General features: G+C 40.0%; 27 protein-coding genes. 12 read left to right on the forward strand and 15 right to left on the reverse strand.

From position 1 onward, the window contains the following. The first annotated feature begins 255 nt into the window (after positions 1 to 255). Positions 256 to 1,440, forward strand: a complete 1,185-nt coding sequence (locus QUF73_05990) for a processed acidic surface protein (protein ID MDM5225759.1) — start codon at positions 256 to 258, stop codon at positions 1,438 to 1,440. After that, entirely contained in the window at positions 1,437 to 2,033 is a 597-nt protein-coding gene (locus QUF73_05995) for a class D sortase (GenBank protein MDM5225760.1), read from the forward strand. Before QUF73_05990 ends, QUF73_05995 begins: the two co-directional genes overlap by 4 nt. Before the next feature lie 53 nt (positions 2,034 to 2,086). Here QUF73_05995 and QUF73_06000 read toward each other — a convergent pair whose 3' ends face one another. The 3 genes from QUF73_06000 to QUF73_06010 all read right to left on the reverse strand — a co-directional run bounded on the left by QUF73_06000 (position 2,087) and on the right by QUF73_06010 (position 4,499). After that, positions 2,087 to 2,278: a hypothetical protein gene (locus tag QUF73_06000; protein ID MDM5225761.1), complete on the reverse strand. Its 192-nt coding sequence runs from the start codon at positions 2,276 to 2,278 to the stop codon at positions 2,087 to 2,089. A 365-nt stretch (positions 2,279 to 2,643) separates the two neighbouring features. Next, entirely contained in the window at positions 2,644 to 3,363 is a 720-nt protein-coding gene (locus QUF73_06005; protein ID MDM5225762.1) for a YebC/PmpR family DNA-binding transcriptional regulator, read from the reverse strand. A 182-nt stretch (positions 3,364 to 3,545) separates the two neighbouring features. Beyond that, positions 3,546 to 4,499, reverse strand: coding sequence for a Gfo/Idh/MocA family oxidoreductase (locus QUF73_06010; protein MDM5225763.1), 954 nt, complete (start codon positions 4,497 to 4,499; stop codon positions 3,546 to 3,548). Positions 4,500 to 4,687: 188 nt separating this feature from the next. Between QUF73_06010 and QUF73_06015 the strand changes: the two genes are divergently transcribed. Then, positions 4,688 to 4,918, forward strand: coding sequence for a hypothetical protein (locus QUF73_06015; GenBank protein MDM5225764.1), 231 nt, complete (start codon positions 4,688 to 4,690; stop codon positions 4,916 to 4,918). Positions 4,919 to 5,025: 107 nt separating this feature from the next. Here the strand turns inward: QUF73_06015 and QUF73_06020 are convergent, their stop codons facing one another. The 5 genes from QUF73_06020 to QUF73_06040 all read right to left on the reverse strand — a co-directional run bounded on the left by QUF73_06020 (position 5,026) and on the right by QUF73_06040 (position 9,283). Then, a complete protein-coding gene (locus QUF73_06020; protein ID MDM5225765.1) occupies positions 5,026 to 6,153 on the reverse strand; it encodes a thermonuclease family protein in 1,128 nt (375 codons plus the stop codon). A gap of 390 nt (positions 6,154 to 6,543) precedes the next feature. Then, positions 6,544 to 7,419: an L-serine ammonia-lyase, iron-sulfur-dependent, subunit alpha gene (gene sdaAA, locus QUF73_06025; GenBank protein MDM5225766.1), complete on the reverse strand. Its 876-nt coding sequence runs from the start codon at positions 7,417 to 7,419 to the stop codon at positions 6,544 to 6,546. A gap of 34 nt (positions 7,420 to 7,453) precedes the next feature. Continuing rightward, positions 7,454 to 8,116: an L-serine ammonia-lyase, iron-sulfur-dependent subunit beta gene (gene sdaAB / locus QUF73_06030; GenBank protein MDM5225767.1), complete on the reverse strand. Its 663-nt coding sequence runs from the start codon at positions 8,114 to 8,116 to the stop codon at positions 7,454 to 7,456. A gap of 83 nt (positions 8,117 to 8,199) precedes the next feature. After that, positions 8,200 to 8,874 (reverse strand): PAS domain-containing protein, encoded by a 675-nt coding sequence (locus QUF73_06035; GenBank protein MDM5225768.1) that lies wholly within the window; start codon positions 8,872 to 8,874, stop codon positions 8,200 to 8,202. Positions 8,875 to 9,049: 175 nt separating this feature from the next. Continuing rightward, positions 9,050 to 9,283: a hypothetical protein gene (locus tag QUF73_06040; protein MDM5225769.1), complete on the reverse strand. Its 234-nt coding sequence runs from the start codon at positions 9,281 to 9,283 to the stop codon at positions 9,050 to 9,052. 164 nt (positions 9,284 to 9,447) lie between these two features. On the opposite strand from QUF73_06040, the gene QUF73_06045 reads away from it, so the two are divergent. The 3 genes from QUF73_06045 to QUF73_06055 are packed head-to-tail and all read left to right on the forward strand — an operon-like array spanning position 9,448 to position 12,061. Beyond that, the gene (locus QUF73_06045) at positions 9,448 to 10,842 is read left to right on the forward strand and encodes a HAMP domain-containing sensor histidine kinase (protein ID MDM5225770.1); all 1,395 of its coding nucleotides are present in this window, start codon (positions 9,448 to 9,450) and stop codon (positions 10,840 to 10,842) included. Beyond that, entirely contained in the window at positions 10,820 to 11,497 is a 678-nt protein-coding gene (locus tag QUF73_06050) for a response regulator transcription factor (protein MDM5225771.1), read from the forward strand. The genes QUF73_06045 and QUF73_06050 overlap by 23 nt, the downstream gene beginning before the upstream one ends. A gap of 3 nt (positions 11,498 to 11,500) precedes the next feature. Next, positions 11,501 to 12,061, forward strand: coding sequence for a VTT domain-containing protein (locus QUF73_06055; GenBank protein ID MDM5225772.1), 561 nt, complete (start codon positions 11,501 to 11,503; stop codon positions 12,059 to 12,061). Between the two features lie 37 nt (positions 12,062 to 12,098). Here QUF73_06055 and QUF73_06060 read toward each other — a convergent pair whose 3' ends face one another. From QUF73_06060 to QUF73_06070, 3 genes are all read right to left on the reverse strand, one after another. Beyond that, positions 12,099 to 12,698, reverse strand: a complete 600-nt coding sequence (locus tag QUF73_06060) for a YdhK family protein (protein ID MDM5225773.1) — start codon at positions 12,696 to 12,698, stop codon at positions 12,099 to 12,101. Positions 12,699 to 12,890: 192 nt separating this feature from the next. After that, on the reverse strand, positions 12,891 to 13,220 hold the full coding sequence (locus QUF73_06065) for a four-helix bundle copper-binding protein (protein MDM5225774.1): 330 nt from the start codon (positions 13,218 to 13,220) through the stop codon (positions 12,891 to 12,893). 477 nt (positions 13,221 to 13,697) lie between these two features. Then, the gene (locus QUF73_06070; protein ID MDM5225775.1) at positions 13,698 to 15,665 is read right to left on the reverse strand and encodes an LTA synthase family protein; all 1,968 of its coding nucleotides are present in this window, start codon (positions 15,663 to 15,665) and stop codon (positions 13,698 to 13,700) included. A gap of 310 nt (positions 15,666 to 15,975) precedes the next feature. Between QUF73_06070 and QUF73_06075 the strand changes: the two genes are divergently transcribed. Beyond that, positions 15,976 to 16,623 (forward strand): YitT family protein, encoded by a 648-nt coding sequence (locus QUF73_06075; protein ID MDM5225776.1) that lies wholly within the window; start codon positions 15,976 to 15,978, stop codon positions 16,621 to 16,623. Between the two features lie 32 nt (positions 16,624 to 16,655). Here QUF73_06075 and QUF73_06080 read toward each other — a convergent pair whose 3' ends face one another. Beyond that, entirely contained in the window at positions 16,656 to 18,947 is a 2,292-nt protein-coding gene (locus QUF73_06080) for an ATP-dependent DNA helicase (protein ID MDM5225777.1), read from the reverse strand. 158 nt (positions 18,948 to 19,105) lie between these two features. Between QUF73_06080 and QUF73_06085 the strand changes: the two genes are divergently transcribed. Together QUF73_06085 and QUF73_06090 are read left to right on the forward strand one after the other, a co-directional pair. Beyond that, positions 19,106 to 19,540, forward strand: a complete 435-nt coding sequence (locus QUF73_06085; protein MDM5225778.1) for a hypothetical protein — start codon at positions 19,106 to 19,108, stop codon at positions 19,538 to 19,540. A 110-nt stretch (positions 19,541 to 19,650) separates the two neighbouring features. Next, positions 19,651 to 19,836 carry a hypothetical protein gene (locus QUF73_06090; protein ID MDM5225779.1) on the forward strand — a complete coding sequence of 62 codons (186 nt, stop codon included), beginning with the start codon at positions 19,651 to 19,653 and terminating at the stop codon, positions 19,834 to 19,836. Between the two features lie 68 nt (positions 19,837 to 19,904). On the opposite strand, the gene QUF73_06095 is transcribed toward QUF73_06090, so the two are convergent. Next, positions 19,905 to 20,939, reverse strand: a complete 1,035-nt coding sequence (locus tag QUF73_06095; GenBank protein ID MDM5225780.1) for a mechanosensitive ion channel — start codon at positions 20,937 to 20,939, stop codon at positions 19,905 to 19,907. A 138-nt stretch (positions 20,940 to 21,077) separates the two neighbouring features. On the opposite strand from QUF73_06095, the gene QUF73_06100 reads away from it, so the two are divergent. Next, positions 21,078 to 22,163, forward strand: a complete 1,086-nt coding sequence (locus tag QUF73_06100) for an AI-2E family transporter (GenBank protein ID MDM5225781.1) — start codon at positions 21,078 to 21,080, stop codon at positions 22,161 to 22,163. A gap of 110 nt (positions 22,164 to 22,273) precedes the next feature. Continuing rightward, a complete protein-coding gene (locus QUF73_06105) occupies positions 22,274 to 23,323 on the forward strand; it encodes a M42 family metallopeptidase (GenBank protein ID MDM5225782.1) in 1,050 nt (349 codons plus the stop codon). A gap of 54 nt (positions 23,324 to 23,377) precedes the next feature. Here the strand turns inward: QUF73_06105 and QUF73_06110 are convergent, their stop codons facing one another. Beyond that, positions 23,378 to 23,932 carry a M15 family metallopeptidase gene (locus QUF73_06110; protein ID MDM5225783.1) on the reverse strand — a complete coding sequence of 185 codons (555 nt, stop codon included), beginning with the start codon at positions 23,930 to 23,932 and terminating at the stop codon, positions 23,378 to 23,380. Positions 23,933 to 24,168: 236 nt separating this feature from the next. On the opposite strand from QUF73_06110, the gene QUF73_06115 reads away from it, so the two are divergent. Further along, complete coding sequence (locus QUF73_06115) at positions 24,169 to 24,360, forward strand: CsbD family protein (GenBank protein MDM5225784.1); 192 nt, start codon at positions 24,169 to 24,171, stop codon at positions 24,358 to 24,360. A gap of 55 nt (positions 24,361 to 24,415) precedes the next feature. Here the strand turns inward: QUF73_06115 and QUF73_06120 are convergent, their stop codons facing one another. Next, positions 24,416 to 25,402 carry a LysM peptidoglycan-binding domain-containing protein gene (locus QUF73_06120; GenBank protein ID MDM5225785.1) on the reverse strand — a complete coding sequence of 329 codons (987 nt, stop codon included), beginning with the start codon at positions 25,400 to 25,402 and terminating at the stop codon, positions 24,416 to 24,418. Positions 25,403 to 25,617: the final 215 nt, after the last annotated feature.

Below are 25,617 nucleotides of genomic sequence, written 5' to 3' on the forward strand. Positions count from 1 at the left end.
ACATGTATGTGTATATAATAATTATTTAATTAGTGGAAAAAATGGATTAATAAGGAATTACCGGCGCTCTTCTAAACCGGATCTTCTCAGCATAATAATTAAACCCCTTGATAAACCAGTATTTCCCCCTCTCTTTCTGCTGAAAAAAAATCCAAATATTATATCTAATAAAATTTCAAATAACAATTCTATCCGAAAAATATTTTTTCCATTATATTATTCTAGAATTTATTATCTTACATGGAGGAAATATCATTGAAAAGACTAAGTATTGTTATTGCATTCATCCTATTGCTGAGCTTGTTTCCGGCTGTCAGCAATGCAGCACCAAGCGATAATGAAGTGGCTGAATTCCTGAAGGAAACAAATTGGACTGAAGAAGGATTAAATGACCATCTGGAATATTTTTGGGATATGAATTTCGAAGATTTCGATACGATGGAGGAAATGATTGAATATCTCGGTGAGCCTATTACTGAAGAAAACCTTCAGCAGCTCTTAGCTGACTATGCTTTTGAAAATGAGGAAGAGTTAGTGGCACTGCTTGCGGAGAATGGAGAAATGGAAACGACTGACGATGTTAGGGATGTTTTTCGATATATTGATGCTTTAGATTCCACTGTTTCTTTTTTAACATATACAGGCACTGAAATTAACGATGAAACTCTTCAGCAGCTATTAAATGATTACGGACTTACAAAAGAGGAGCTCATCTCCCTGCTTGAGGAGAACGATGACTCCCTTGAAAACTACGAATATATTGAGGACCTTGATATCATGGTATCCATTTATCTGGGTGGAGATGAATTACCTGGTGAAGACGAAATGAACCAAATACTCTCAGATATAGATCTTACAGATGAAGAACTTGAAGCATTATTTGCACATTTTATGACTTTGGATTTCGAGAATCCAGACTTGCTTGATAAAATGATGGACCTTGAAAGCCGTTTAATGGCATTTGGGGAGTTTGACAGTGCCGAGGATTTAACAGAAGCAGAAATAGCTGAACTTATCAGCATTATGCAGGAAATGATGGATCTGTTCCAGCTTGATGCCGAGTTTTATCTTGTGAAAGATGGTGAAAAGATCCATTTAACAACAGCTGAAATGATTGCTTTGGAAGAGACAAATGGCTATGACCTGCTTATTGAACTTTATAATACTCAAGGCCAGTTCCTGGCAGATATGATTATTACAGCAGAGATGTTCAGTTCAGAGCTAATTGAAGACACAGTGACAGATTTGGATCAGGCTGAAACTGTTATCAAAAAACAGGAGCCTGCTAAAGTGAAACCAGTTTCTAAACACGTAAAAACTGTAAAAGGCGGAAAACTGCCAAACACAGCAGGCCACTATACTGAAGGAGTATTAGCAGGCATTGGCCTAACCCTTATAGGAATTGCCATTTTCCGCAGACGAAAAGTGAAAGCTGCGTGAAAAGGAATCTCTCATTAAAAGGAGCTATTGGTCTAATTTTTATTTTGGGCGGAATTTGGATTGCAGCTTCAAATCTCATGCCATATTTGAATAGTCAAAAAACTTCAGCCCATAAAGATTCCTCCAGCACTGTAAAAACAGAAGTGAAGGCTGAACAAAAAACGGAACAACATAGCCTATACACCGTACGACCTAAAATGGGAGAAGAAATGGGCGTTTTATCAATACCTAAGATATCAGCACATCTGCCTATCTTTCATGGTACGGATGAAGATGAGCTTGAAAAGGGAGTTGGCCATTATGCCGGCAGCGTCCTTCCAGGAGAAGAAGACAATTCAGTCCTTTCCGGCCACCGGGATACAGTCTTTCGCAAACTTGGAGAAGTAGAGATTGGCGATTTGCTTGTCGTAAACACTTCTGCTGGTGAATTTACCTATAAAGTTCGTAAAGTAAGAATCGTCGATGCAGATGACAGAACAGTAATTGTACCTAAGCCAAGAGCAACTCTAACTGTAACAACCTGCTATCCTTTTGACTTTATTGGAGATGCACCACAGAGGTATATACTTGTTGGAGATCTTGTAAGAAAATAAAAAACCCGCTGACCAGGCGGGCTTTTAGAGGGAGGCCGTTTTTGGCCTTCCTTTTATTCTGTAATTGTGACTAACTTTACATCTGCAAAATCAAAACGATGGTAGTGACCTTCAGAACAAGTTAGTTCTACAAATCCTTCCAGGTCTTTAATGCTTCCGATTACTTCGGATTTATTTTCTGCTTCAACCTCTTCTGTTACGGTAACACCTTTTTCAAAAGTATAAATAACCTTAAACGTATTCATGTGAGCTAAACTCTCCTTTCCCCATTCATGTTCCCGTGTATACAGTGTTTAAACACAGAAATTTCTATTGCAGTTATTTTCCATTAGTCAGATAAAACTCCAATGTATCTCTCGATGGGAAGTTAAGGGCAATAACTTATATTCGGCGAGAAGATAGCGCAAGCTAGCAAAATGATACTCGACAGATATCGAATGATATCACCATAAAACCACAATTGTTTCAGCCGTTTTCAAAAGAAAGCATATTTAGGTGCATATAATTATTAATCCGGGCAATAACAAAATTAATTTACATAGTAAAATTATGTAAAACATTATATTTGAATAAAAAAGAGTCCAGCAATTAAGCGGACTCCTCTTCTCAGTTATTCACCAAGGTCTGCATTATGATAAACACGCTGGACATCTTCCAGGTCTTCAAGAGCGTCAATCAGCTTTTCAAATTGCGCCTGTGCATCAGCCTCAAGGGTGACTTCATTTTGCGGGAGCATTGTTAATTCAGCAACAGCAAACTCATTGATGCCTGCTGACTTGAATGCTTCCTGAACTGCATGAAACTGATCGGGTTCTGCATAAACAATTACCGTATCATCTTCTTCCAGAATATCACGTGCATCTACGTCTGCTTCCATGAGGATTTCCAGCACTTCTTCCTCCGATTTGCCTTCAATGCCGATAACAGCGGTTGAGTCGAACATATAGGAAACAGATCCGCTCACACCCATATTCCCGCCATTTTTTCCGAATGCAGCACGTACGTTAGAAGCTGTGCGATTTACGTTATTAGTTAATGCATCGACTATAACCATGGATCCGCTAGGCCCGAATCCTTCGTAGCGTAGCTCATCATAGTTTTCTTCCGCTCCGCCCTTTGCTTTTTCAATTGCACGATCAATGATATTTCTTGGCACGTTATATGTTTTTGCACGTTCGAGCACAAATTTTAAAGCCTGGTTTGCTTCCGGATCAGGCTCACCTTGCTTGGCAACCACATATATTTCAAGTGCAAACTTGGAATATACACGGCTCGTATTTGCGTCTTTTGATGCTTTCTTTTCTTTAATATTGTTCCATTTACGGCCCATATGTCCCACTCTCTTTCAACTTTGGATCTATGAAATTTATGATAAGTAATAGAGTCTTCACAGAAATCGGAAGAACTCTCACCTGAATATTATACATTAAAACACAGGACTTTTTCGAGTATTGTTTCATAAGAAGAAGGATGGGATAACTGTGCGGTTTAGATGAATAAAAAAGAGACACATTAGCTTAATAGGATTTTTTCAAGCACCTTTTGCACCTGATACCCTTCTTTAAAGGAAACCAATAATGCATTGTCTCCTCTTATTGCTTTGAGGAGTTCTGCAGAAAGACTGTTTTCCGGCTCATCAAGCCTTATCATCTCTCCGCTGTTTTCGGACGTACTTTGTACAAGAACACCCCAGTTCTGCATATCCAAAGTTCCTTTATCACCAAAAACTTTAAAAGACAGATGTTCTTTTTGTCCAATTCCCGCAATTCCGTTAAATAGAACAGGAATGCCGCCTGGAAGCTTCAATAATGTGGTAAAGCTGTTTTCACATAAACGTTCATCATCCGGGTATTCCACAAAAGAACGGACATTGAGCAGCTCTCCGAAGGTATCCTGAATCATATGAATAAAGTGAGGAGAAACTTCCCGGATAAAGCCCCCTTGTTCCCTGCTGGAAATCCATTCGTTCTGCTGCCATTCACGCGGCCATTGTGTAAATTGCAGTTGCAGTTCTACCTTCTTAATCTCACCCAGTTCACCATTCTGTATCTTTTCCCTAAACACTTTAAAGGCCGGGCTGTATGCCATTGGAAAATTCATTGCATGTATAATTCCGGCATTTTCAGCAGCTTCATACATATCCTTAGCCTCTTCAATGGAATTGGCCAGAGGCTTTTCACAAAGAAGATGCTTGCGGCTCTTTATTATATCCATGCTAATTGAATAATGAAATTTTGGCGGAACACCTAAATAGATGAGTTTGATGGTTTCATCCTGAAGCAGTTCCAAATGATTGGTATGTAATGAGGCATCTGGCAGCTCAGCCTTAAATTTATCTAATCGTTCGGCATTTCGATCACAAAGTGCTGCAATCTCAAACTCTTCATGCTGTCGAAATTGACGAAGGATCCTTTCCCCTACTGCACCCATTCCTATTAATCCAACTTTAATTTTTTCCTTCAACACACTTCACCTGCTTGTTAAATTTCATAGTTCTCCACTGAATTATACAGTTTATTGCAAAAATTCAAAAGTTGTAAATCCTCTATTAGTTAAAAAAGCTTTGCACTTCGATTAGTCAAAAATATACCGGCCAATAATTGGATAGAAATAAAAGTGAATGGGAACATTAGAAATAATAAAATATTTAGGAGGTGTCATCATTGAACCTTGATAAGGATATGCAATTTGAAATCAAAAGTACCTTCATGCCAAATCTTAACCGTTCCCAAACACTTAAAATTCTGGAGGTGACCCAGAACAGCGTAGTCATCCAGATGGACAGATCAAATGGACGCGGGGTCTTCCCAGCAGAAAATTTTCATTATTGGATAAAAAGGGGTTCCCTTATTAAATTAAATGACCATCATAAAAGAACCTCATAGAACACTGGCCAGGAGCCCGTGTTCTCTATTTAAATTTGGTCATGTACGCCCCGGTTCCCTTTTTACAAAAAAAGAAGCCGGCACTATATATAGAGCCAACCCTTCTCTTATCGTTCGCAAGCAAAGTTATCCTTGTCTCTATCATGTTTTGAGTTATAGGCAGGATGTGTAGAAGGCACACCATTTGGATATACCTTCCTTAACTCTGTACAGTTTTGGTAGGACTCAGTGCTGCCTTCTGCAGAAGCCGAATTGCTGGCTGTACCACTGCTGTCATTCGACCCGCTGCCGCCGGCAATCCCCGAACTTGATGAAGAACTGCTGGCTGCTGCAGAATCCAGGTCCCCTTTAGTTGTTCCCTCATCCCCGAGAGCCCATAACCCTTTATTGGCTTCCCTAGCTTCCCTTCCAAATACTCTGAAGTATTGACTGTATTTTACATCCGGATTGTAGGTGGATGGCTCAGCATAGCCATTCAGAACCAAGTGTGCATTGAACATTTTTTCACGTATTTCATTTTCGTCCATATCATCAGTTGGGATGTCCACCCAAATGATTCTCAGCAGGCGGCCATACCGGTCTGTGTCAGAGACATCCTTTTGCATCCAGATTTTCTTGCCAGTCAGCTCAGATGTGGTAAATTGGCTTGCTTCTTTTCCGTATTCTTCGACTCTTGTTGTCGATTCGGGAGTGTTCACTCCAATTAGGCGGACCTTTCTTCCGTCTGATGTTTCAATTGTATCACCGTCTACGACTCTGCCAATGGTTACTAGTTCCAGGCCCAAGCTCTCTGCAGCCTGTTTTTGACCCTGTTCCTGTTTTTGCTTTTCAGCTTCTTCTTGTTTCTGTTTTTCTTCCTGTTCTGCTTCCAGCCGTGCTTGCTCCTCTTCCTGCTTCTTAGCTTCCTCTTCTTTAGCCTTCTCTTCAGCAAGCTTTTCTTCTTCTGCCTTCTTATCTGCTTCATCCTGATCTGTCATTATTTGTTCTTTCTCAGGTTCACTTACTGTTTTTGTTGCATCAGAATCTGCAGTTGCTAAAAAAATGGATAACACAAAGCCAGCAGCCATAATCCAGCCAGATTTTTTAAAATTTATCTTAAATTTCCGGTACTGATTATTTAAATATAATCCAATTAAAAAGACAGCTAACCCAATAAGTGCGGCAGGAACTGCAATTCCCAGTAACAGCATAAACACAATAACAATAGTGATAATAGTCCCTCTTATAACTTTCAAACTCTTTTTTCTCTCCCCTTTTTACAATTATCCTAAATAAGCATAACTTTTTTCCACACAAATATAAACACCAATTCACTTAAGAATTGGTGTTGAACATAAGCCCTTTTCTCATAATTTTTTGTATGCTTATGAACGCGGCCGTTGATTTCCGCAGCGGGCACTTGCTTTCCGCGGGGAGGAATGAGAGCCTCCTCGGCTATGCCTGTGGGGTCTCTCACTCCCTCTCCTCCCGCAGGACATTGAATAAACTTCCCTGAATCAACACCGCACGAAGAAAATGCGGATGCATATTCGAGGATCAAGTACCCTCCGTTCCAATCAACTCAGATTGTTAAACTTAATTGAAAAGTTTAATAGGAACAATCTTACAAAACAGCCAATTTAAATTTACAGTTTTTTCCCAAAAATCTCTTCCTGCAGTCTTCTTCCGGTTGGCGTTGCAGCCAGTCCTCCCTCAGCTGTTTCCCTGAGTGCTGAAGGCATGGATTGCCCGATAAGGAACATTGCGTTGATGACTTCATCACATGGAATTCTGCTTGTAATTCCGGCTAGGGCCATGTCTGCTGCTGTCATGGCGTTGGAAGCACCCATGGCATTTCGTTTTACGCATGGGACTTCTACTAGTCCGGCAACTGGATCACACACAAGGCCCAGCATGTTTTTAAGCGTTATTGCCATTGCTTCAGCAGCCTGTTTTGGTGTCCCGCCTGCCATTTCTACAATGGATGCGGCCGCCATGCCGCTTGCAGACCCTACCTCAGCCTGACATCCTCCTGCTGCACCGGATATGGAGGCATTGTTTGCCACAACAAAGCCAAATGCTGCTGAAGTAAATAGAAATTCTATCATTTCCATTCGTGTAGGATTGAGGACTTCTTTTACAGCGAACAATGTACCTGGCACTACACCTGCCGAACCAGCTGTAGGGGTGGCACAAATTGTACCCATTGCTGCATTCACTTCATTGGTTGCAACTGCTTTGCTGACAGCGTCCAATAAAATGTTTCCTGATAATGCCTTTCCGCTCTGAATGTACTTTTGCAAAAGGACTGCATCTCCGCCAGTCAGACCTGTAACAGACGTGACGCCTTTCAATCCCCTTTCAACTGCCTGTTCCATGACAGTCAGATTACGGTCCATTTTAGCGATTATTTCATCTCGAGTTAAACCAGTAACTTCTATCTCCTGCTGAATCATGATTTCAGCAATTTTTACACCTTTATTTTCAGCGAGCTCAACAAGCTCAGCAACATTTCTAAACAACATTAGACTTTCCCTCCTGATGACCAGCTAACTATTAGTCAACCATTCTGATAATTTGTGTGATATTCGGAAGCCCTTCAAGCTCCGTCATCACATCATGGCCGATCTTCTGATCCACTTCAATAACCATGATTGCCATTTTTCCTTTTTCCTTGCGTGAAACTTCCATATGTCCAATATTAATCTGGTGCTTTGATAAAATATTCGTAACAGCGGAGATAACTCCAAACTGATCGTTATGAACAACTAAAATGGCAGGATGTTCACCAGATAATTTAAGTTCAAAGGAATTCAGTTCGGTTATTTCAATTGTGCCGCCGCCAATGGATATTCCTACAAGTTCAAGGTCACGTTCTCCATCGATAAGCTTGACTCTTACAGTATTGGGATGGTCTGTAACGGTATCTTCAACTGTAAAAATGACTTCAATCCCTGCTTCTTCAGCTAATTGCAGGGCAGAAGGAATACGCTCGTCAAAAGTATCAAAGTCGAGGATTCCGCCGACAATTGCAACATCCGTACCATGTCCTTTATAGGTTTTTGCAAAAGAACCATATAAAGAAATCTCGGCTTTGGACGGCTGTTTTCCGAAAAGAGTCCGGGCAACACGCCCAATGCGTGCAGCTCCAGCAGTATGGGAACTTGAAGGTCCGATCATAACCGGGCCAATAATATCAAATGCTGATCTGTATTTCATTTTGTATGCCCCTTTACTTTTAAGTTCTTTAAATTCAGATAGCTGCAATAAAAGATTACAGTTACCTTTTCCCAAAAATTTTCTTATTTATGCTCCACGGCAGCTTCCGGCTGCAGCTCATTAATTGTTCTGATTTTCTGCAGGTAATTATAAATAGTGAATTTGGAAACCCCGAGCACAGATGCGACATAATCAGTTGCCCCTTTAATGAGGAATGTCCCTTTATCTTCAAGCTGGCGGACACATTCAACTTTTTCTTCGAGCGTCATCAATGAAGGTGCCTTCCTAAAGCCTTGAAGTACTTGATCCACCATCTCGTGAATAACATCCTGGACGGAATTAAAAAAGGTCTCCGATTTAGAAGAATGTTCATCAAAACTGATAAACTCTTCAATTTCTCCTCCAAATTGCATGAGCAGACTAATATCATAATTAAGGCATAATGCACCAATTACTTTATTTTCATCATCCCGGAGAAAAATCGTGGATGATTTCATGATATTTCCTTTTTTGGATTGTGTTTTATAATTGGCTATATCATTAACTTCGTTTTTATGTTTGGCTAATTCATTCAATACGAGATCTGTGATGGGTGAGCCGATCTTCCTGTCCGTTATATCTCCTGCTATATGAATAAGCGATTTTTTTAAGTCGCTGAAATCGTGCACGGCCACTTCACAGCGGGAGCCAAACATTCGGACAAGCATATCTGCGGTCCGGATCGCCAAGTCAAAAACAGGTCTATGGCATTCCTTCAACTTTGTCACTCCCTTTTATGAAATCGCTTTCATTATTATACTACTCTATATTTCTCTATAATTGCATATTAACATAAAAACATACATTGTTAAAACAAAATTTTAATAGTTACAAAAAAATTGTAAGATACATAAAAAATTGCCGCAGCAATTAATCAGATGCGGCATTTCTATATTATACATTTTTTAATACAAGATAAAGCCTGTTGACTCGCTCGGTTCGTTCCTCCTCGGAAGCAAGATCAAATTTTTTCAGCAAATGGAATACCTCATTTAAAATATCCTGTGTATGTTCCTGCTGAAAAAAAGATTGAAACAAAGAACTCATATCGTCCGGCAGAAATTCTTTCTGCTGTTCAAACTTATTTTGTACATCTTCCGGTGTGTGATCCAATTTACATTCACTCATAAAAAAAAACCTCCTGTATGACTGTTACTTGCTTTTTTCAAAATGATAAATCATTATTCTATTTTACCTTCTACAGTCCTATTAAAACATATACCTCTTCTGCATAGTTTCTTCAAACATTTCGACTATAATAGAAGTAATTGATTTTGAAATGAGTGAGTCCTTTGAATAAACTTTCCATGAAGCTTGGCCTGCTGTTCTTTCTGATCCTTTTCGGGCTTGAAACAATTATGTTCTTCTTTTTACATAGTACCCTTGTTGAATCACGTGTGGAGGAAGAGCTTATAGCTCTGCAGACACGCGGCAATTCACACCGTGCTATACTCGAAAAGCATTTTGATGAAAATACGATTTCCCATGTAGCTCTGATGGAATCCGAAGCAAATACAGATGTAGTCATTACAAATTCGGATAAAGATGTCCTTGGTGCTTCTGTTGATATCAGTTTGATCCAAATGTACATAGAAAGGCCCCTATCATCTTCTATAAGGGAAGGCAAAACCATCGAGGACAATTGGAAAGAAGAAGATTATATCTCAACAGTCAGCCCGATCGAACAGGATGGAGTGCTGATTGGCCATGTATATATGTTTCAGGATACAGCCTGGATTCAGTCGTTAATTTCGCGCTTGAATGAACAATTTTTAATCGCCGGGTTTATTGCCGTCATTTTTACCATTACTATCATCATCTTTTTATCAAAGGCACTGGCAAAACCGCTGATTAAAATGAAGGAAGCTACCTCACAATTAAGCAGCGGTGATTTTTCAGTTTCCCTTCCTAAAACCGGTGACGATGAACTTGGGGATTTAGCACGGTCCATTCAGTTATTGGCCAATGACCTGAATTATCTCAGAGAAGAACGCAATGAATTTTTATCCAGCATATCGCACGAACTTCGCACACCTCTTACTTATATAAAGGGGTATGCGGATATCGTTCAGAAGCGGAACCTAAGCCCGGAAGAAAGAAATCAGTATTTATCAATTATCCTGGAGGAAACCAACCGGCTTTCAGATATGGTTAAAAATCTTTTTGATTTGGCTAAGATCGATAAAAATACCTTTGATATAATAAAAACGCCTATTGACCTGCAAGATTTTATGAGAAAAATTGAAACAAAATTTTCTCCGGCTTTCACTGAAAAAGGCATGCAGCTTTCTGTTATTTGCTGTGAATCAATCACTATATCTGCGGATGCATCAAGGCTAGAACAGATCGTTTTTAATCTTCTGGATAACGCCATTAAGTATTCCTCAGCTGGAGATAAAACAACAATTACTATAAGCAGGACCAAAAAACATGTCACCATTAACATAAATGATACCGGAAGAGGGATCTCTGAAGAGGAACTGCCCTTTATCTTTAATCGGTTTTACCGAGTGGATAAATCACGTGCAAGAGCTCTTGGAGGGACAGGTCTCGGACTCGCCATTGTTAAGGAACTTGTCCATGCGCATGGAGGGACTATAGCTGTCTGCAGCAGCGAAGGTGACGGAACAGAATTTGAAATTGTTTTTAAGGGAGAAACGGAATGTGAAAACAATACTTTTGGTTGACGATGAAACTAGAATGCTTGATCTAATTTCTTTATACTTAACTCCCCGAGGCTACAAGTGCATAAAATTGGCTTCAGGTTCAGATGCCCTGCTTTACTTAGAAACCCATTCTGCAGATCTCGTACTTTTGGATGTCATGATGCCTGAAATGGATGGATGGAAGGTATGCGAGGAAATAAAAAAATATTGGGATATTCCAATCATCATGCTTACTGCCAAAAGTGAAAAGCCGGACATTGTAAAAGGGCTGAACATCGGAGCAGATGATTATATTCTAAAGCCATTCGATGAAGAGGAATTATCTGCAAGGATTGAAGCGGTTCTGAGAAGAAGCAAAAAAGATGGAAAAACCAAAACTTTTAAAGGGCTGGAACTTAAAGAAGATTCTTTTGAGCTATCCTATAAAAATAAGGAAATCCTTTTGACTCCAAAAGAGTTTTCAATGTTAAGCCTATTCCTCACCAACCTGAACAGAGTTTTTTCACGTGAGCATTTAATAGGCTCTGTATGGGGCTATGGGGTGTCAATCGAAGACCGTACCATCGATTCGCATGTCAGAAATTTACGGGAAAAATTAAGGAAAGCCGGGTTTCCTGCAGATGAGTATCTGACCACTGTCTGGGGAATGGGCTATAAATGGGCCGGGAAGGATTAAGGGATGTTTTCTGAATCAATCGGCTGGCTATCAGAGGATCCGATATTGGCAGCTTTTTTTAGCATATCTATGAACATTGCTGCCGCGATAACGGGTGTCCTTCCTAGTGCCTTTATTACTGCGGGAACAGTTGCCGCTTTCGATCTCAAAATGGGGCTGATCCTATTAATCATCGGAGAAGCAGCAGGAGCTATTATTAGTTTTATTCTTTTTCGCAAAGGAATCACCAAGCTTACCTCCTCTTTTCCTCGGTTAAAGAATAATAAATTTTTTTCAAAGCTCCAGAATGCGGAAGGTCCAGATGCGTATTTCTTAGTTGTTTTGCTGAGAGTCTTGCCATTTGTCCCATCAGGTGCAGTCACGCTGGCAGCAGCATACAGCAAAATGAGGCTTCTGCCCTTTGGCATTGCCAGCACCATCGGAAAAATACCTGCTTTAGTTATTGAAGCCTTTGCGGTTTCACATGCACTAAAATTAAAAATGGAGCTGCAAATAGCCATTTTCCTTTTAGCTGCTTTTTCCTTTTTGGTTTATTATTTGTGTAAAAATTATAAATTTAGTTAAAGAGCTTATCTTCGGAAGATAAGCTCTTTATTCTATATTATTCTGATGGAGAAAGCTCGTTTTCTGTTACCCACATGTGGTTTTTTACTTCCTTCCCGTCAGCTGTAGTAAAGTCAACTGTATAGACTGTTGTTTCCTGCACAGAATCGATTTCAGCAGATGCTCCTTCCATCCCCTCCATGTGGCTTGCATTAATTTTTACCTCGTCGCCTTCTTTAAATGGTTCCTCTCCCGCATCAGCAATCTCTTCGTGAACTACCCATTTATGATTTTTAACTTTTTTACCGCCGGTGGTTGGTGTATAAGAGACCGTATAGACTGTTGTATCATATGCACCTGCAACTGTTGCTTCAGCTCCCTCCATCCCTTCCATATGTCCTTCTGTAATAAAGGCCTTGCTTCCAACTTCATATGTTGGATTTTCTGCTTCCTTTATTCCTTCAGGGACTTCTCCGGAGCCGGAATGGTCCATGCCTGAATGGTCTCCTGAATGGCCGCTGCTTTCATTATTGGTTGTGCTTTCTTCATTGCTGGTACCTTCCTGTCCGGCATCCCCGTCATTTCCGCCGCAGGCAGTTAAAGTTAAAGCTGCAGCCAGAGAAACAAACCAGATGGCGAATTTTTTACTTGTTAGCATATCTATTCCTCCTTTTCTTTATGAAGTTAGTATGGCAATAAATTGTGCAGAAACTATGGAACAGGCATACAAAAGTCTAAAAATAATACTCGCTTAAAATAAGGAAAATATGTACATTTCTTCATAACCGAATATTGCAAATAAAATCATTGAAAACAGACACCCTGCTGGATGTCTGTTTTGTCTGCTAATTCAAGCAGCCATTTTACGGCATTCTTCCGCACACTTAAAGCATGCCTCAGCACAGCGCTGGCAATGGCCGTGGTCGTGTTTTTTGCACTCATTTCCGCACGCTTCACAAATGTCTGCACATAGAGTGCAAATTTGCTTGGCAAAAGGGCTGTTTGACTGCATTGCCTTAGCTGCAAAGGCACAGATATCAGCACACTCCCTGTCCAGGCGGATACAATCTGCCATCATTTTAACTTCCTCTTCTCCTAAGCATGCATCATAGCATACATTACAGGCCTTCATGCATTCTAAACAAGCCTGGATGCATTCTTCAAAAGATTTGTTATACATTATATCATCCTTCCTTTAATCTCTTTACAAAGATACTCTACCCGTGCATTCTCTTAGTAAACTGCATACTTTCTGCATATATTGCGGCTGCCAAGAAAAGCGGAAGCGCCTTGCCCACAAAAGGAACGCAGACTAAGAACGCCACGTCCTGTGGCAACGTCTGCATGACCCCCATCCTGGGGGCCTCAAGCACAAGACGAGCCTCCCTGAAAGGCGTACTTTGCCTTTTTGGGAGGATTGCCCGATATGTGGAGGCGACTGCCCAGGGACGACAGGCATAAGACTGTTCCTGTAAGAAGGCGTTCTTCCTTCTGAAAGGAAACGGCTTATGACCCCGAGTCCCTAGGAGCCGCAACTAGACAAGCTTGTGACCTCGAGGGGGTAGGCGTTGGAACTAGACAGATATCGGCGTTCAAAAATGATACTTTCTTATCCCTCAAAAAAAAAAGCAGAGAGTTATCTCTCTGCTCCTAAATCTTACTTCTGTATACCCGGGCCATTTCTTTCCTCTTTAAATGGCACCTCTTTCTTTACATAAGAGTAATCATTCCGGTTGACTGGAACAAATCCTTCCGGCTTATAAAAGCGCATCAGGTCTTTGTAAACAATGTTGTCTGACATTTCAAGCTCTTTTTTCGCCTGATCGGAAAATGGCTTACATGCAATAGCCTCAGCTATTTCGCCAGTTACAGAAAAATAACAGGTTTCTTCAATCTGTGTATATTCAGGTGAAATGAAGTTGCCGTTTCGGAATGGGAGTACTTCACGGTGCTTATCTGATAACAGATCTGATCCCATTTCCAGGTAATTTTTTGTATCAATGCCCAGCAGGTGAAGTAATGTTGGACGCACATCTATCTGTCCGCCAACATTATGGACAATGCCGCCATCCACTCCAGGTACATGAATGAATACTGGCACTCTTTGAAGCCTGGCATATTCAAATGGTGTAATCTCTTTTCCGATCACTTCCGCCATTGCCTCATTGTGGTTTTCGGAAATTCCGTAGTGATCGCCATACAGGACAACTACAGTATGATCATATAAGCCGGATTCCTTTAAATCCTCAAAGAACTGCTGGAGTGCCTGGTCCATATAATTCGCCGACTGGAAATAGTGGTTAACCACATCATTATCCGTTTCGCCTGCAGGGAAATCAGTATCCCACTCATCCATTTTAAAAGGAAAGTGATTAGAAAGAGTGATGAATTTTGTATAAAATGGCTGAGGAAGACTGGTCAGCATCGGCATGGATTCCTTGAAAAACGGCTTATCCTTCAACCCATAGTTTTTAGTGTTTTCATCGTTCATATTGTAATACTCGGCATCAAAAAACTTGTCATAGCCCATGGTTTTATACATTTCGTTACGGTTCCAGAATGTCTTGTAGTTTCCGTGGAAAGCTGCTGAAGTATAGCCATGTGACTTTAAAATAGCAGGTGTGCCATGGAAGGTATTTTGTGCTTTTGTTACATAAACCGCTCCCTGTGACATCGGATATAGCGATGTATCCATGATGAACTCGGCATCGGAAGTCTTTCCCTGTCCGGTTTGATTAACAATATTATCAAAATAAAATGTCTTGCCGCTATGTGCAAGTGAGTTAAGGAATGGGGTAACTTCTTTTCCATTCAGCTTGTAGTCAATAATAAAAGTCTGAAGTGATTCCATGGACACGTAAATAACATTCATGCCCTTAGCTTTTCCGAAGTATTCAGGGTTCGGAGGTGCATACTTGGCTTTTACATAGTTCTCCACTTCAGTCACATCGTTATTATCCGCAAGAGCCCTTTGGCTGGCAGACTTCGCATTTTGCACAATATCATATACCGTGAAATTGTATGCTCCAAGGTATTTCACCAAATAATTGCGGTCGAAGGAACGTGTAAGCAATTCAGGCCGGTCATTCTCAGCAATTTCAAGATTAATGAAGAATACAATGATACCTGCAGCGATAACAGCCAATGCGGGTTTTCGGCTAATTTTCTTTCCTGGTTTGTACCATTTCCTGACTGCCAGGAAGATGAGCAGCAGTGTATCTGTAAAATAAAAAATATCCCATGGAGACATTAAAGAAAGTGCACTATCCCCCAGCTGCCCCCCATTTACTTTTGCCTGCATTAGTACGGGAACTGTAATAAAGTCGTTAAAGAATCTATAATATACGACATTTGCATAAAGCAGGAAAGATAAAAATAAATTCAAGCCAATAAGCATGCCTGATTGCAATTTCCCTTTAAAAAACAAAGCAAATCCCAGGAATATCAGTGTTGAACTTAAAGGATTCAGAAACAGCAGAAATCGCTGTATATCATTGTTGATCCCTAAATTAAATTCAATGCGATAGGCTATATACGTTTTTAGCCAAAAAAGGATAACAATCAGAAAGAACACAGCAAGGCTGTTTTTCGCCAATTTCTTAGGCGATTTAAATAACTTTCCCATAAGTGTGGTTTCACCTCTTAAATTGTAAACATGCGAAAAACTTAGCAGCGGCTAAGTTTTTATATGTAAAAAATATGTAGAGCCAGCATTAATAAATGGTGAATGAATGTAAAATAATATAGCACAGTTTCAGATGAATGAAAACTGATATCTTCTTAATACCTTTCGCCTTTTTCCTGCAAAATCCAACAACTTTTCAAAAAAATTATCTGTTAACCAATATAATCTGATGATAAAATGAATTTTCCTTTCATAATTTCAGTGCTGAGGGAGTATTGATTTTAAAAAGGGTCAAGCTAAAATATTAAACATAGTTGATTGGAGAGTCTTCATGAAAGAACGTTTCTTATTTTTTATCATTGGGATGCTGATCCTGACAATGGGTGTAGCCCTGATTATCAGGTCAAACCTTGGAGCTTCTGCATGGGATGCCTTGGCTGTTGGTGAATCTCAAATGTTTAACTTAACAGTTGGCACCTTTGTTTTTATTAATGGAATCGCACTTATTTTTATAAATGCTTTTTTAATGAAAAAAAAGCCTGAAGTCCTTGCAGCCATTTCCATCTTAATTATTGGCGCACTAATTGACTTCTGGCTTCTCGTTATTTTTGGTGACCTTTCCCCGCAAACATTGGCAGGTCAATCATTCATATTGCTTTTTGGCATCCTTTCGATGGGAATGGGAGTTGCCATCTATCTTCAGGCCAAATTTCCGGCAAGTCCGATGGATACATTGATGGTAGCTATTCACACAAGATTTGGATTAAATTTAAGAAATTCAAGGATCATCAGCGAAAGCTTTGCCCTGCTTCTTGCATTTTTATTCAAAGGTGCAATCGGTGTAGGCACGATTGTGGTAACATTAACACTTGGTCTGGCAGTACAATTCTTTTACCCTATTTTCGAAAAAATGCTTGAAAAAATGCAGGCGCCTAAAGGCCCGCTTATTACCAAATGATCACCAACATCCTGCTCTTACTGAGCAGGTTTTTACCTTCTTACCAAAATAAAATCCTTCCATTCTTCTGGCAGCAGGGCCTGATACTTTGCCTGAACATACCTGTCATCCATTAAGACAATTATTCCTGTATCGTTTTCAGAACGAATAAGTCTGCCTCCTGCCTGAAGGACTTTGTTCATTCCAGGATAGGTATAGGCATAATCATAGCCGTTTTTTCCTTGCAGCTGGAAATAAGCTTTCATTATATTACGCTCAAAGCCGATCTGGGGAAGACCCACACCCACCACAAATACACCATTCAGCCTATCCCCCTGTAAATCAATTCCTTCCGAAAATATTCCGCCCATGACTGCGAACCCTAACAGAGTTCCAGCAGCTTTTGGCTGGAATGCATCCAGAAACTCTTCCCTTTCTCTTTCATCCATTCCAGTCTTTTGAATGATTGTATGTATTGGCATTTCCTCATCGAGGAACCTACCATAAACATTCTCCATATATTGATAGGATGGAAAGAAGATCAGGTAATTTCCATTTTGACCCTTTAGCATGTTCTTAATGGTGATGACGATTGGTTCAATTGATCTTTCCCGGTCACGATATCTTGTGGAAAGCGGCTGTATGTAGACCTTTGCCTGATCTTTTGAGAATGGTGAAGGAATGGATAAAATAAAATCTTCTTCCTGAAAGCCAAGCATGTCCAAATAATAATTGAGAGGCAATAAGGTAGCTGAAAAAAAGATAGCCGATTTAAATCCTTTTCTGGCCTTCTGCAGAAGATACGAAGGATCCAGGCAAAATAACTTGATAATCAGGTCATTCCTCTGCTTTTGAATATACGTTACAAATCTTTCATCATACAGTTTCCCTATTCTTATAAAATTCTGTGCAGCAAAGAAAACTTCCAGCAATTCTTCATCCGTACTGTTTCTGGTTTGCCCCAGATAGTTTTCGGCATAATGAACAAATTCCTCGAGAACATTAAAAATTTCTTCAGGGGGATCCTTTTCAGCGATTTCCTGATTTTCACCGCATTTCTTTTTTAATGCAATAAAAATTTCATTAACTCGTTTAGCGCTTTTTTGAATCCCTTTATCCTTCCCCTTAAAGCTTCTGCTCAATTGAAGAAATGCTGATTTCTCGAGGGAACTTGAATACATTTCCCTTCCACGGTCCACAAGGTTATGCGCTTCATCGATCAGGAGCGCCGTTTTCTTTTTCTCCTCTTCCAGCAATCGCTTAAGTGAGACCCTCGGATCAAAAATATAGTTATAATCACCGATAATGGCGTCGGCGGCGTATGCAGCATCCAATGAAAATTCAAAAGGGCAGACTTTATGCTTCATAGCATATTTTTCAATTGTCGTTCTGGTTATCATGTTCTCATTCTTCAGAAGGTCAAGTACAGCATGGTTTATCCGGTCGTAATATCCATTGGCAAATTCACAGCTGTCTTTTTGGCAATTGGTTTCTTCCTTAAAGCAAATTTTGTCCTTGGCCGTGATTGTAACCGATTTTAGATTCAATCCATCAGCCTCCATCATGGCAATGGCCCCTTCAGCAGCCTGACGGGTAATGGTTTTAGCTGTAGCATAAATGATCCTATGAATATGTCCTTCCCCAATGGCTTTTAATGCTGGAAAAAGGGTAGAAATAGTTTTGCCGATGCCAGTAGGTGCGTTCGCAAATAAGTTTTTCCCTTCAGAAATGGTTTTGTATACTGCCCCTGCAAATTTTCTCTGGCCATATCGGTAGGCAGGAAAAGGAAAAGCCAGTTCTCGCACGCTGCTTATTAATGCGTGTTGATGCTGAATTCTCAAGTCGGCGTATGGAAAATAGGATTCCAGAAGGTAAAGTATAAATTCTTCAAGTTCACGAAAAGAATAGCTTTGCTGAAATCTTTTCACTTCTTCTGTTTTAGACTGTACATATGTTAATTGAACCGCCATTTCTGGAAGATTATGATCTTTTGCATACATGAATGCATAGCATTTAGCCTGAGCCCAATGGACAGGATAAGCAAATTCATCAATTTCAGATAGCGGGAGGGAAACAGACTTAATTTCATCAATAATACGTTCTTCATTTCTGATGAATAGCCCGTCACACCTTCCTTCCAGCTGAAAGTCAAGGTGATTGAAGTTTAAGGCTGTGTGCAGATACACTTCTTTTTGATCTTCTTCCCCATATAGTTTTTGAATTCTCTGATGAATCCTGGTTCCTTCTGAAAGCGGCACTGCAGAACGGAAGCCTGTTTCAATGCTGCCGCTTTTATAAACATATTCAACTAACGATCTAACCGATATTTTTATCTTATTAGGCATGGAAACGGCTCCTTGCTTTATTATTTCCCTATTATAGCACATACGTTCTATAGGTGAGAAAGATTTGCAAAATCAGGAAAAGACCATATACAATTTAAAGAGATGGAAAATGGGAGGAGTGTGAACGGATCTGTTCGTAATTTGAGCAGCCCAAAAAGTTGAAAAAAATTATTTTTTGGACAATAACTGGAGGGTCTATTATTTTATTGGGATTCCTCATTTATTTTGCTTCAATGGATTTGATATCAAATAAAGTAATGACAGAAGTTGCCGGCAGCATCACTGAGGATGATCTGGAGATGCTTGCCAGTGATCCAAATGTAGAGACCCTGCTTGGAAGCAGCCAGGATGATTTAAAAGCTGTAAATCTTGAAGAGACATCATTGCCGATCAAGACAAAAGAAGTGGCTGTGAAGAAGATTTCAGAAAGCTTTTCGATGAAGGAAATCCAGCAGAGTGTCTTAAAAGTAAAAGGCGGACTGACTGCTGAAGAGCAGAATGAATTATACAGTCTATTAACAAAAAGGTTATCAGAGGAAGAATTAACTGCCCTGAAAATCATTGCTTTGAAGGAAGTAAAGAAGAATCAGTAAAAATAGATAATTCTAAAGAACTGTTTTTGTTTTATTCGGAAGATTCGTGATATTAGACCAAGCAAGATTTCTCCCTTTTCATATTTTAGTATGGAAAGGAGGGATCTATAATGTATCAATTGGCATTATTATATCTTGCTTGTATGCTTGCTGGCTACGGCATGACAATGGTACCTGTTACTGCAGTTATTACTTCAGGCATTGCCAGCTTTTTCTCCATTGTCGGCGGTCTGGCTATGATCATATTTGGTCTTGCCGTTCTTTATCTTGGAGTGAAGGCTTTGTTAGGGAAATAGATTATAACTCGAAAAACACCAGCCAAAGGAGGCTGGTGTTTTCATTTTTTCTTCTTTAATTGAACCCGTCATTCACCGGGCAGAAGCTGTGCTGAGGCAAGTTCAATTCCGTTTTTATAAAAATTCTCTGCAATTACATGTCTTAGCCGGCTTTCAAATTTCTGTTTGGCTTCAAAGTTTGCAACAGGTACTTCTATCAAAAAATCCATTGCCTTATTGCGAAAATCCACAAAACGGATATCAGGTGCAGGTGCCGTTAAAACCCCTTCTGTTTTTGGCATTTCCACGTCCACTGCTTCTCTAAGAAGCTTTTCAACTTTATCTGTATCAGTGCCGTACGCTACGCTGATTAGAACCTGGGCAAGCATTTCTGAGCCTGTCCGGTTCTTGATGATTTGTTCGATGAAGTATTGGTTTGGGACGATGAGGGTTCCTTCTTTAGCTGTGCGGACGATAGTGGATCTGAGACGGATGCTTTCTATTTTCCCGATCTTATTATTGATCTCGATCACTTCCCCAATTTCAATTGGCCGTTCGAATAGGATGATGATGCCTGAAATAAAGTTACCGGCAATATTGCGCATGCCGAACCCTATACCAATGCCGAGAACACCCAGTATGGCAGCAGCCGCTGTTAAATCAAGTCCAACCGCTGTCAGGCTGATGGCGAGCGCTGCAATCATGACGGTATAATAGATCATTCTGTTGAATGAATAGCCGAGCCCCCGATCAACTCCATAGAATTCATAAACAGATGTTAATACATATTTGGTGAATACTTTTACGATCCGATTTGCAAGCGAGACTGTCAAAAACGCTACAATGATTAAATTTAGCGTGACATCTACCTCCCCTGCTGTGAACAAGGTATAAAAAAGCCATTTCTCCCTTGAAAAAAAGAACAAGAATAGAATGATAATTCCATAAAAAGCTGCCCAGTTCACGAGTGAAGAAATTCCCTGCATGATCCGGTCGACTTGTACTGACTTGCCCTTCCTCTTTTTCAGAAGTAAGTTAACTGTCCATTTGGCAGCCAATATCACTCCTGCAAACAATAAAAAAAGCATTGCTTCCTTAATGGTTACATTTTTTATAAACAGCATATTTAGACTCCCTCACCTGTCGCGTTTTTAATGTTTTACCTATTCCTCTTACATCGATTCTTAAACGGCTGTGTTTAATACTGTTTGAAAAAAGGAAAGGTGGATAGTAAATACATATATTAAGGTTGGGGTACATGAATGTGGATTAATAAACCATTTTTTAAATATGCAGCAGGCACTATTTTCGTATTAGTCATCATTTTTCTGCTTGGGAAGATTGATTACTTCCTATGGCCCATTCGGGCTTTGGTTGCCACCATTTTCTTTCCGGTGTTGATCGCCGGTATTCTTTACTATATAATGAGGCCTCTTGTTAGATTGGTTTCTAAGTCTTTACCCAAAACAGCCAGCATTATCGTCATTTTTGCTGTGGTTTTGGGTGCAGGGTATTTAGTATCTAACTCAATCGGCAATTTGATTGGCAGTCAGGTTACTGAACTAAGCGAAAACCTGCCGGCAAAGATGGAAGACTTATCGGATGAAACGGAGAAAGTGGTCGAAAAAAACAATATGGGCATGTTTTCTTATGATCAAGTCAAAAACAAAGCCTTAAACTTTTTAGAAACCATTTTATCAGGCGCTGGCGAAAACGTGATGAAAGTCTTCTCCACCATTACAAGCATTCTCACTGTCATGGTTGTGGTGCCCTTTATCCTTTTCTACTTCCTTAAGGATGACCACAAGCTTCGCCCTTTTCTGTTAAAATATCTTCCTGATAAACACGAGGAAGAAGGCAATAAAATTCTCGGAGATATTGATAAGACCTTATTTTCCTATGTTACCGGCCAGTTTATTGTGGCAGTCGTAGATGGTGTGTTAATGTATTTCGGTTATAAGATAATAGGTTTGGAATATGCATTAATTTTAGCATTCTTTGCGATGTTCCTTACTGTCGTGCCATTTCTTGGTCCGGTACTGGGTATCATACCCGCCATTTTCATCGGATTACTGCAAGGCCCCGGAATGGTATTAAAAATAATACTGGTATTGATCGCTGTTCAGCTGCTTGAAAGTAATCTCGTTTCCCCTCATGTGATGGGCAAAAGGCTTAACCTCCATCCCCTTACAGTTATTATTATCCTAATGGCTGCAGGATCAATTTATGGTTTTGTCGGAATCCTCATTGCCATTCCGTTCTATTCCGTCGTTAAGGTACTTGTAAAAGACTTTAGAAGGTTTTACCGTTTAAGAACAAGGAAAAGCTTGCTTTCAGAAGAAATATAAAGAGTGTGACTGCCGTTCCGGCAGTTTTTTTATTTATAGGGCATGCTTATCCCAAGAAATAACAGTATAATAAGAATTGCGCGTGAATAATTTGAGAGGAGATTTTCTGAATGGCATATCCAAATACAAAAGAAACCATTAACTTACTGAAAGAAATCGTTTCTATTCCAAGTCCCTCCGGAAATACCAATGAAGTGATTACATATGTGGAAAAGTTTTTAAATGAGCTTAATGTTGAAACAAAACGCAACCGCAAAGGAGGGCTAATTGCTGCCCTTCCCGGAAAAGACCAAAATCATCACCGGATGCTGACTGCCCATGTTGATACCCTTGGAGCGATTGTGAAAGAAATTAAGCCTAGCGGACGCCTGAAGATTGACCTGATCGGCGGATTCAAATATAACTCTATTGAAGGCGAATATTGTGAAATCGAAACATCTTCAGGCAATAAATTCACCGGCACCATTCTTATGCATCAAACCTCTGTTCATGTATATAAAGATGCCGGAAAAGCAGAAAGAAACCAGGAAAACATGGAAGTCCGCGTTGATGAAAAAGTACATAATGCTGAGGATGTGCGTGCACTGGGCATAGAAGTTGGGGATTTTGTTTCCTTTGATCCTCGTGTGCAAACCACTCCAGCAGGATTCATTAAATCACGCCATCTTGACGACAAGGCGAGTGTCGCCATCCTTCTTCAGCTGATTAAACAACTGAAGTCCGATAACATTGAGCTGCCATATACTACCCACTTCCTCATTTCAAATAATGAAGAAATTGGATATGGCGGCAATTCCAATATCACACCAGAGACTGTAGAATATCTCGCTGTTGATATGGGTGCTATGGGAGACGGACAATCGACTGATGAGTATACCGTTTCCATCTGTGTGAAGGATGCAAGCGGCCCCTATCACTACGAATTAAGGAAGCGTCTGGTTCAGCTTGCCAAGGAAAATGGAATTGAGTACAAACTGGATATTTACCCTTTTTACGGATCCGATGCTTCGGCAGCCATCCGTGCTGGCCATGATATTGTCCACGGCTTAATCGGTCCTGGAATTGATTCTTCCCATGCATTCGAACGTACACATGAGGATTCAATTGAGAATACAGCTAAGCTGCTGTATCACTATGTACAGTCAGAGATGGTAATTTAACAAAGAAGGAAGAACCTGCACCCATATACTGTGAGTGCAGGTTCTTTTATATCATCATTCAGTTTCAGGCGGCCTCTTGCCTCTTTGCAGCTCCCAGATGGAAAGTCCAAAGTCCATTTGGAGATGAGGGTAGTCCTTGAATTGTGTCCAATCCCCTCCCCATTCAAAACCAAGATCCTTTGCCATTTCAACGACTTCCATCCAATCCGCCTTGCTGTTGCCGTTGCCGTCATACTGCATATCCCAGATAACCTGGCCATCTACCGACATCAGGGCGAAATCAATCGCCATACCGAAATTATGGTAAGACTCTCCCCCTTTAGCATGCGTAACAATATTCCCCTCCGATGTGCGCCCTTTTTCGTATAGGGCATTCTGTTCTTCTATACTTCTGAAATCCTGTGTGATGACTACGTTAATACCTTTGTCAGCAGCCTGTGCTATAAGTTCATCTTTCTTTTCAGCAACGACAGGGTGCAGAGCAGTTGGCGGTGGAACTTCTGTTAAGTCAGGTTCTTCTATAAAATGAATATATTGATAAAATAAAAGTCCGATAGTTGATATCAATAATAAAAAAACAAGAAATCTTCTTAATTGTCTAAAAAGCAAGGTTTTTTATCCTTTCTTTGAGGCTTCCGCAGATTGATTCTTCTTATTTTAGCAAGACTTTATCGAAACTTCACCTTTTTAAAGAATAAATTCCATATTTAATAATAGAAAGTCAATCCTTACAGCTAGACAAGCAAATAAATTCATTTGCCGGAAAGAAAAAATAGATTTATTTGTTTTGGAAAAAAAGTTTTGGGTATAAAAAATAGAAAGCCATAACTGAGGAGGAGATACTTATGAACAAAGATCAAACAAACGGCAATGCGGATCAATTAAAAGGTGAATTTAAAAAGCAATACGGCAAGCTGACCAATAATGAATCCAAAGAAGCTGAAGGAAATATGGATAAAATAAAAGGGCAGGCACAGGAAAAATGGGGAGATGCAAAGGAAGCACTGTCAAAGACTTTCAATGATCGCAGAGATTAATAAAAGTACTCAACGCTGCTTAAGAGCGTTGAGTACTTTTCCATGAGAAGATTTATTAAAAAGTCGTTTTTGCCCCTAAATAACGAGGCTTCCAATATGAATTATTCATGTCGCTGATTTCTACACCACGTGAAGAACCAGCATGAATGAATTTGTAGTTACCAAGATAAATACCCGCATGTGATGGGCCTGACTTGTATGTTTCAAAGAAAACCAAATCGCCCACTCTTGGTGCTGCAACATGTTTTGTCGCGCTCCAAATGGATGCTACAGTACGAGGAATAGAGATTCCTGCTTTCCCATATACATAGTTCAGGTAACCGCTGCAGTCAAATCCAGCAGGCGTGCTTCCTGCCCATTCGTAAGGTGAGCCAATGTATTTCTTTGCTTCAGCAATCAGTTCACTCACCTTTGATGTCGTTTGGCCTGCTACCTGTGATTCTGCCGGCTTGCTTGCTGCGGTACCAGATACTTTCAGTGTTTGGCCAGCAAAAATCAAATCAGAGGATAGGTTGTTCATTGCCTTTAGTTGTGAAACCGATAAGTTATGGCGAGATGCAATACCTGAAAGAGTGTCTCCTCTTTGGATGGTATAAGATCCAGTGCTTGAAGGAGCAGAAGGTGCAGCAGTGTTAGCCGAACCTTTTACTTTTAGCTTTTGGCCTGGATATATCGTGTCACTGCTGATTCCGTTTAGACTCTTTAATGTACTGACGGAAAGGCCGTGTGTTCTTGCAATTCCCCATAAAGTATCGCCTGATTTCACTGTGTAGCTGACTGTACCGCTAGAAGACCCGCCTGTTGAAGCGTCATGGCTGTGCGGTGCCAGCAGAGTCAGAGCTTGTCCTTTATATATTTTCGATCCTGATATATTATTCCATGTCTTTAACTCTTCGATTGAAAGATTATTAGAGCGGGAGATTCCCCAAAGAGTGTCTCCAGACTGAATTATATATTTATTTTCATGTGCACTTGCTTCTCCATTGAACGGTGTAATCAAAAAACCAGCTGTCGCAGCCATTGTAAGTAGTTGTTTCTTCAAGTTGTACACTCCTTAAATTTCTTTGACAACCTAATATTAGTAATATTTCTAGTAAAATCCTATCTAAAAATAATGGATAAACAGGTAAAAATATCTATAATTTCATAGTATTACCTCAAGTGGTTAATTTGTAGTAAATTTATCCTGTATTAATTAGCAGTTATTTCCATTCTAACAGGCAAAACCAGGTAGTTTTTCGTCATATTTCTTATTAT

The organism is Cytobacillus sp. NJ13, from assembly GCA_030348385.1.
Taxonomy (GTDB): domain Bacteria; phylum Bacillota; class Bacilli; order Bacillales; family Cytobacillaceae; genus Cytobacillus.

Excerpts from the sequence above, each read along its gene's own strand:
- QUF73_06000 (MDM5225761.1), bottom strand. The coding sequence starts at position 2,278 with ATGAATACGTTTAAGGTTATTTATACTTTTGAAAAAGGTGTTACCGTA.
- QUF73_06005 (MDM5225762.1), bottom strand. The coding sequence starts at position 3,363 with ATGGGCCGTAAATGGAACAATATTAAAGAAAAGAAAGCATCAAAAGAC.
- sdaAB (MDM5225767.1), bottom strand. The coding sequence starts at position 8,116 with ATGAAATACAGATCAGCATTTGATATTATTGGCCCGGTTATGATCGGA.
- QUF73_06040 (MDM5225769.1), bottom strand. The coding sequence starts at position 9,283 with ATGAGTGAATGTAAATTGGATCACACACCGGAAGATGTACAAAATAAG.
- QUF73_06055 (MDM5225772.1), top strand. The coding sequence starts at position 11,501 with ATGTTTTCTGAATCAATCGGCTGGCTATCAGAGGATCCGATATTGGCA.
- QUF73_06060 (MDM5225773.1), bottom strand. The coding sequence starts at position 12,698 with ATGCTAACAAGTAAAAAATTCGCCATCTGGTTTGTTTCTCTGGCTGCA.
- QUF73_06065 (MDM5225774.1), bottom strand. The coding sequence starts at position 13,220 with ATGTATAACAAATCTTTTGAAGAATGCATCCAGGCTTGTTTAGAATGC.
- QUF73_06070 (MDM5225775.1), bottom strand. The coding sequence starts at position 15,665 with ATGGGAAAGTTATTTAAATCGCCTAAGAAATTGGCGAAAAACAGCCTT.
- QUF73_06080 (MDM5225777.1), bottom strand. The coding sequence starts at position 18,947 with ATGCCTAATAAGATAAAAATATCGGTTAGATCGTTAGTTGAATATGTT.
- QUF73_06090 (MDM5225779.1), top strand. The coding sequence starts at position 19,651 with ATGTATCAATTGGCATTATTATATCTTGCTTGTATGCTTGCTGGCTAC.
- QUF73_06095 (MDM5225780.1), bottom strand. The coding sequence starts at position 20,939 with ATGCTGTTTATAAAAAATGTAACCATTAAGGAAGCAATGCTTTTTTTA.
- QUF73_06100 (MDM5225781.1), top strand. The coding sequence starts at position 21,078 with ATGTGGATTAATAAACCATTTTTTAAATATGCAGCAGGCACTATTTTC.
- QUF73_06105 (MDM5225782.1), top strand. The coding sequence starts at position 22,274 with ATGGCATATCCAAATACAAAAGAAACCATTAACTTACTGAAAGAAATC.
- QUF73_06115 (MDM5225784.1), top strand. The coding sequence starts at position 24,169 with ATGAACAAAGATCAAACAAACGGCAATGCGGATCAATTAAAAGGTGAA.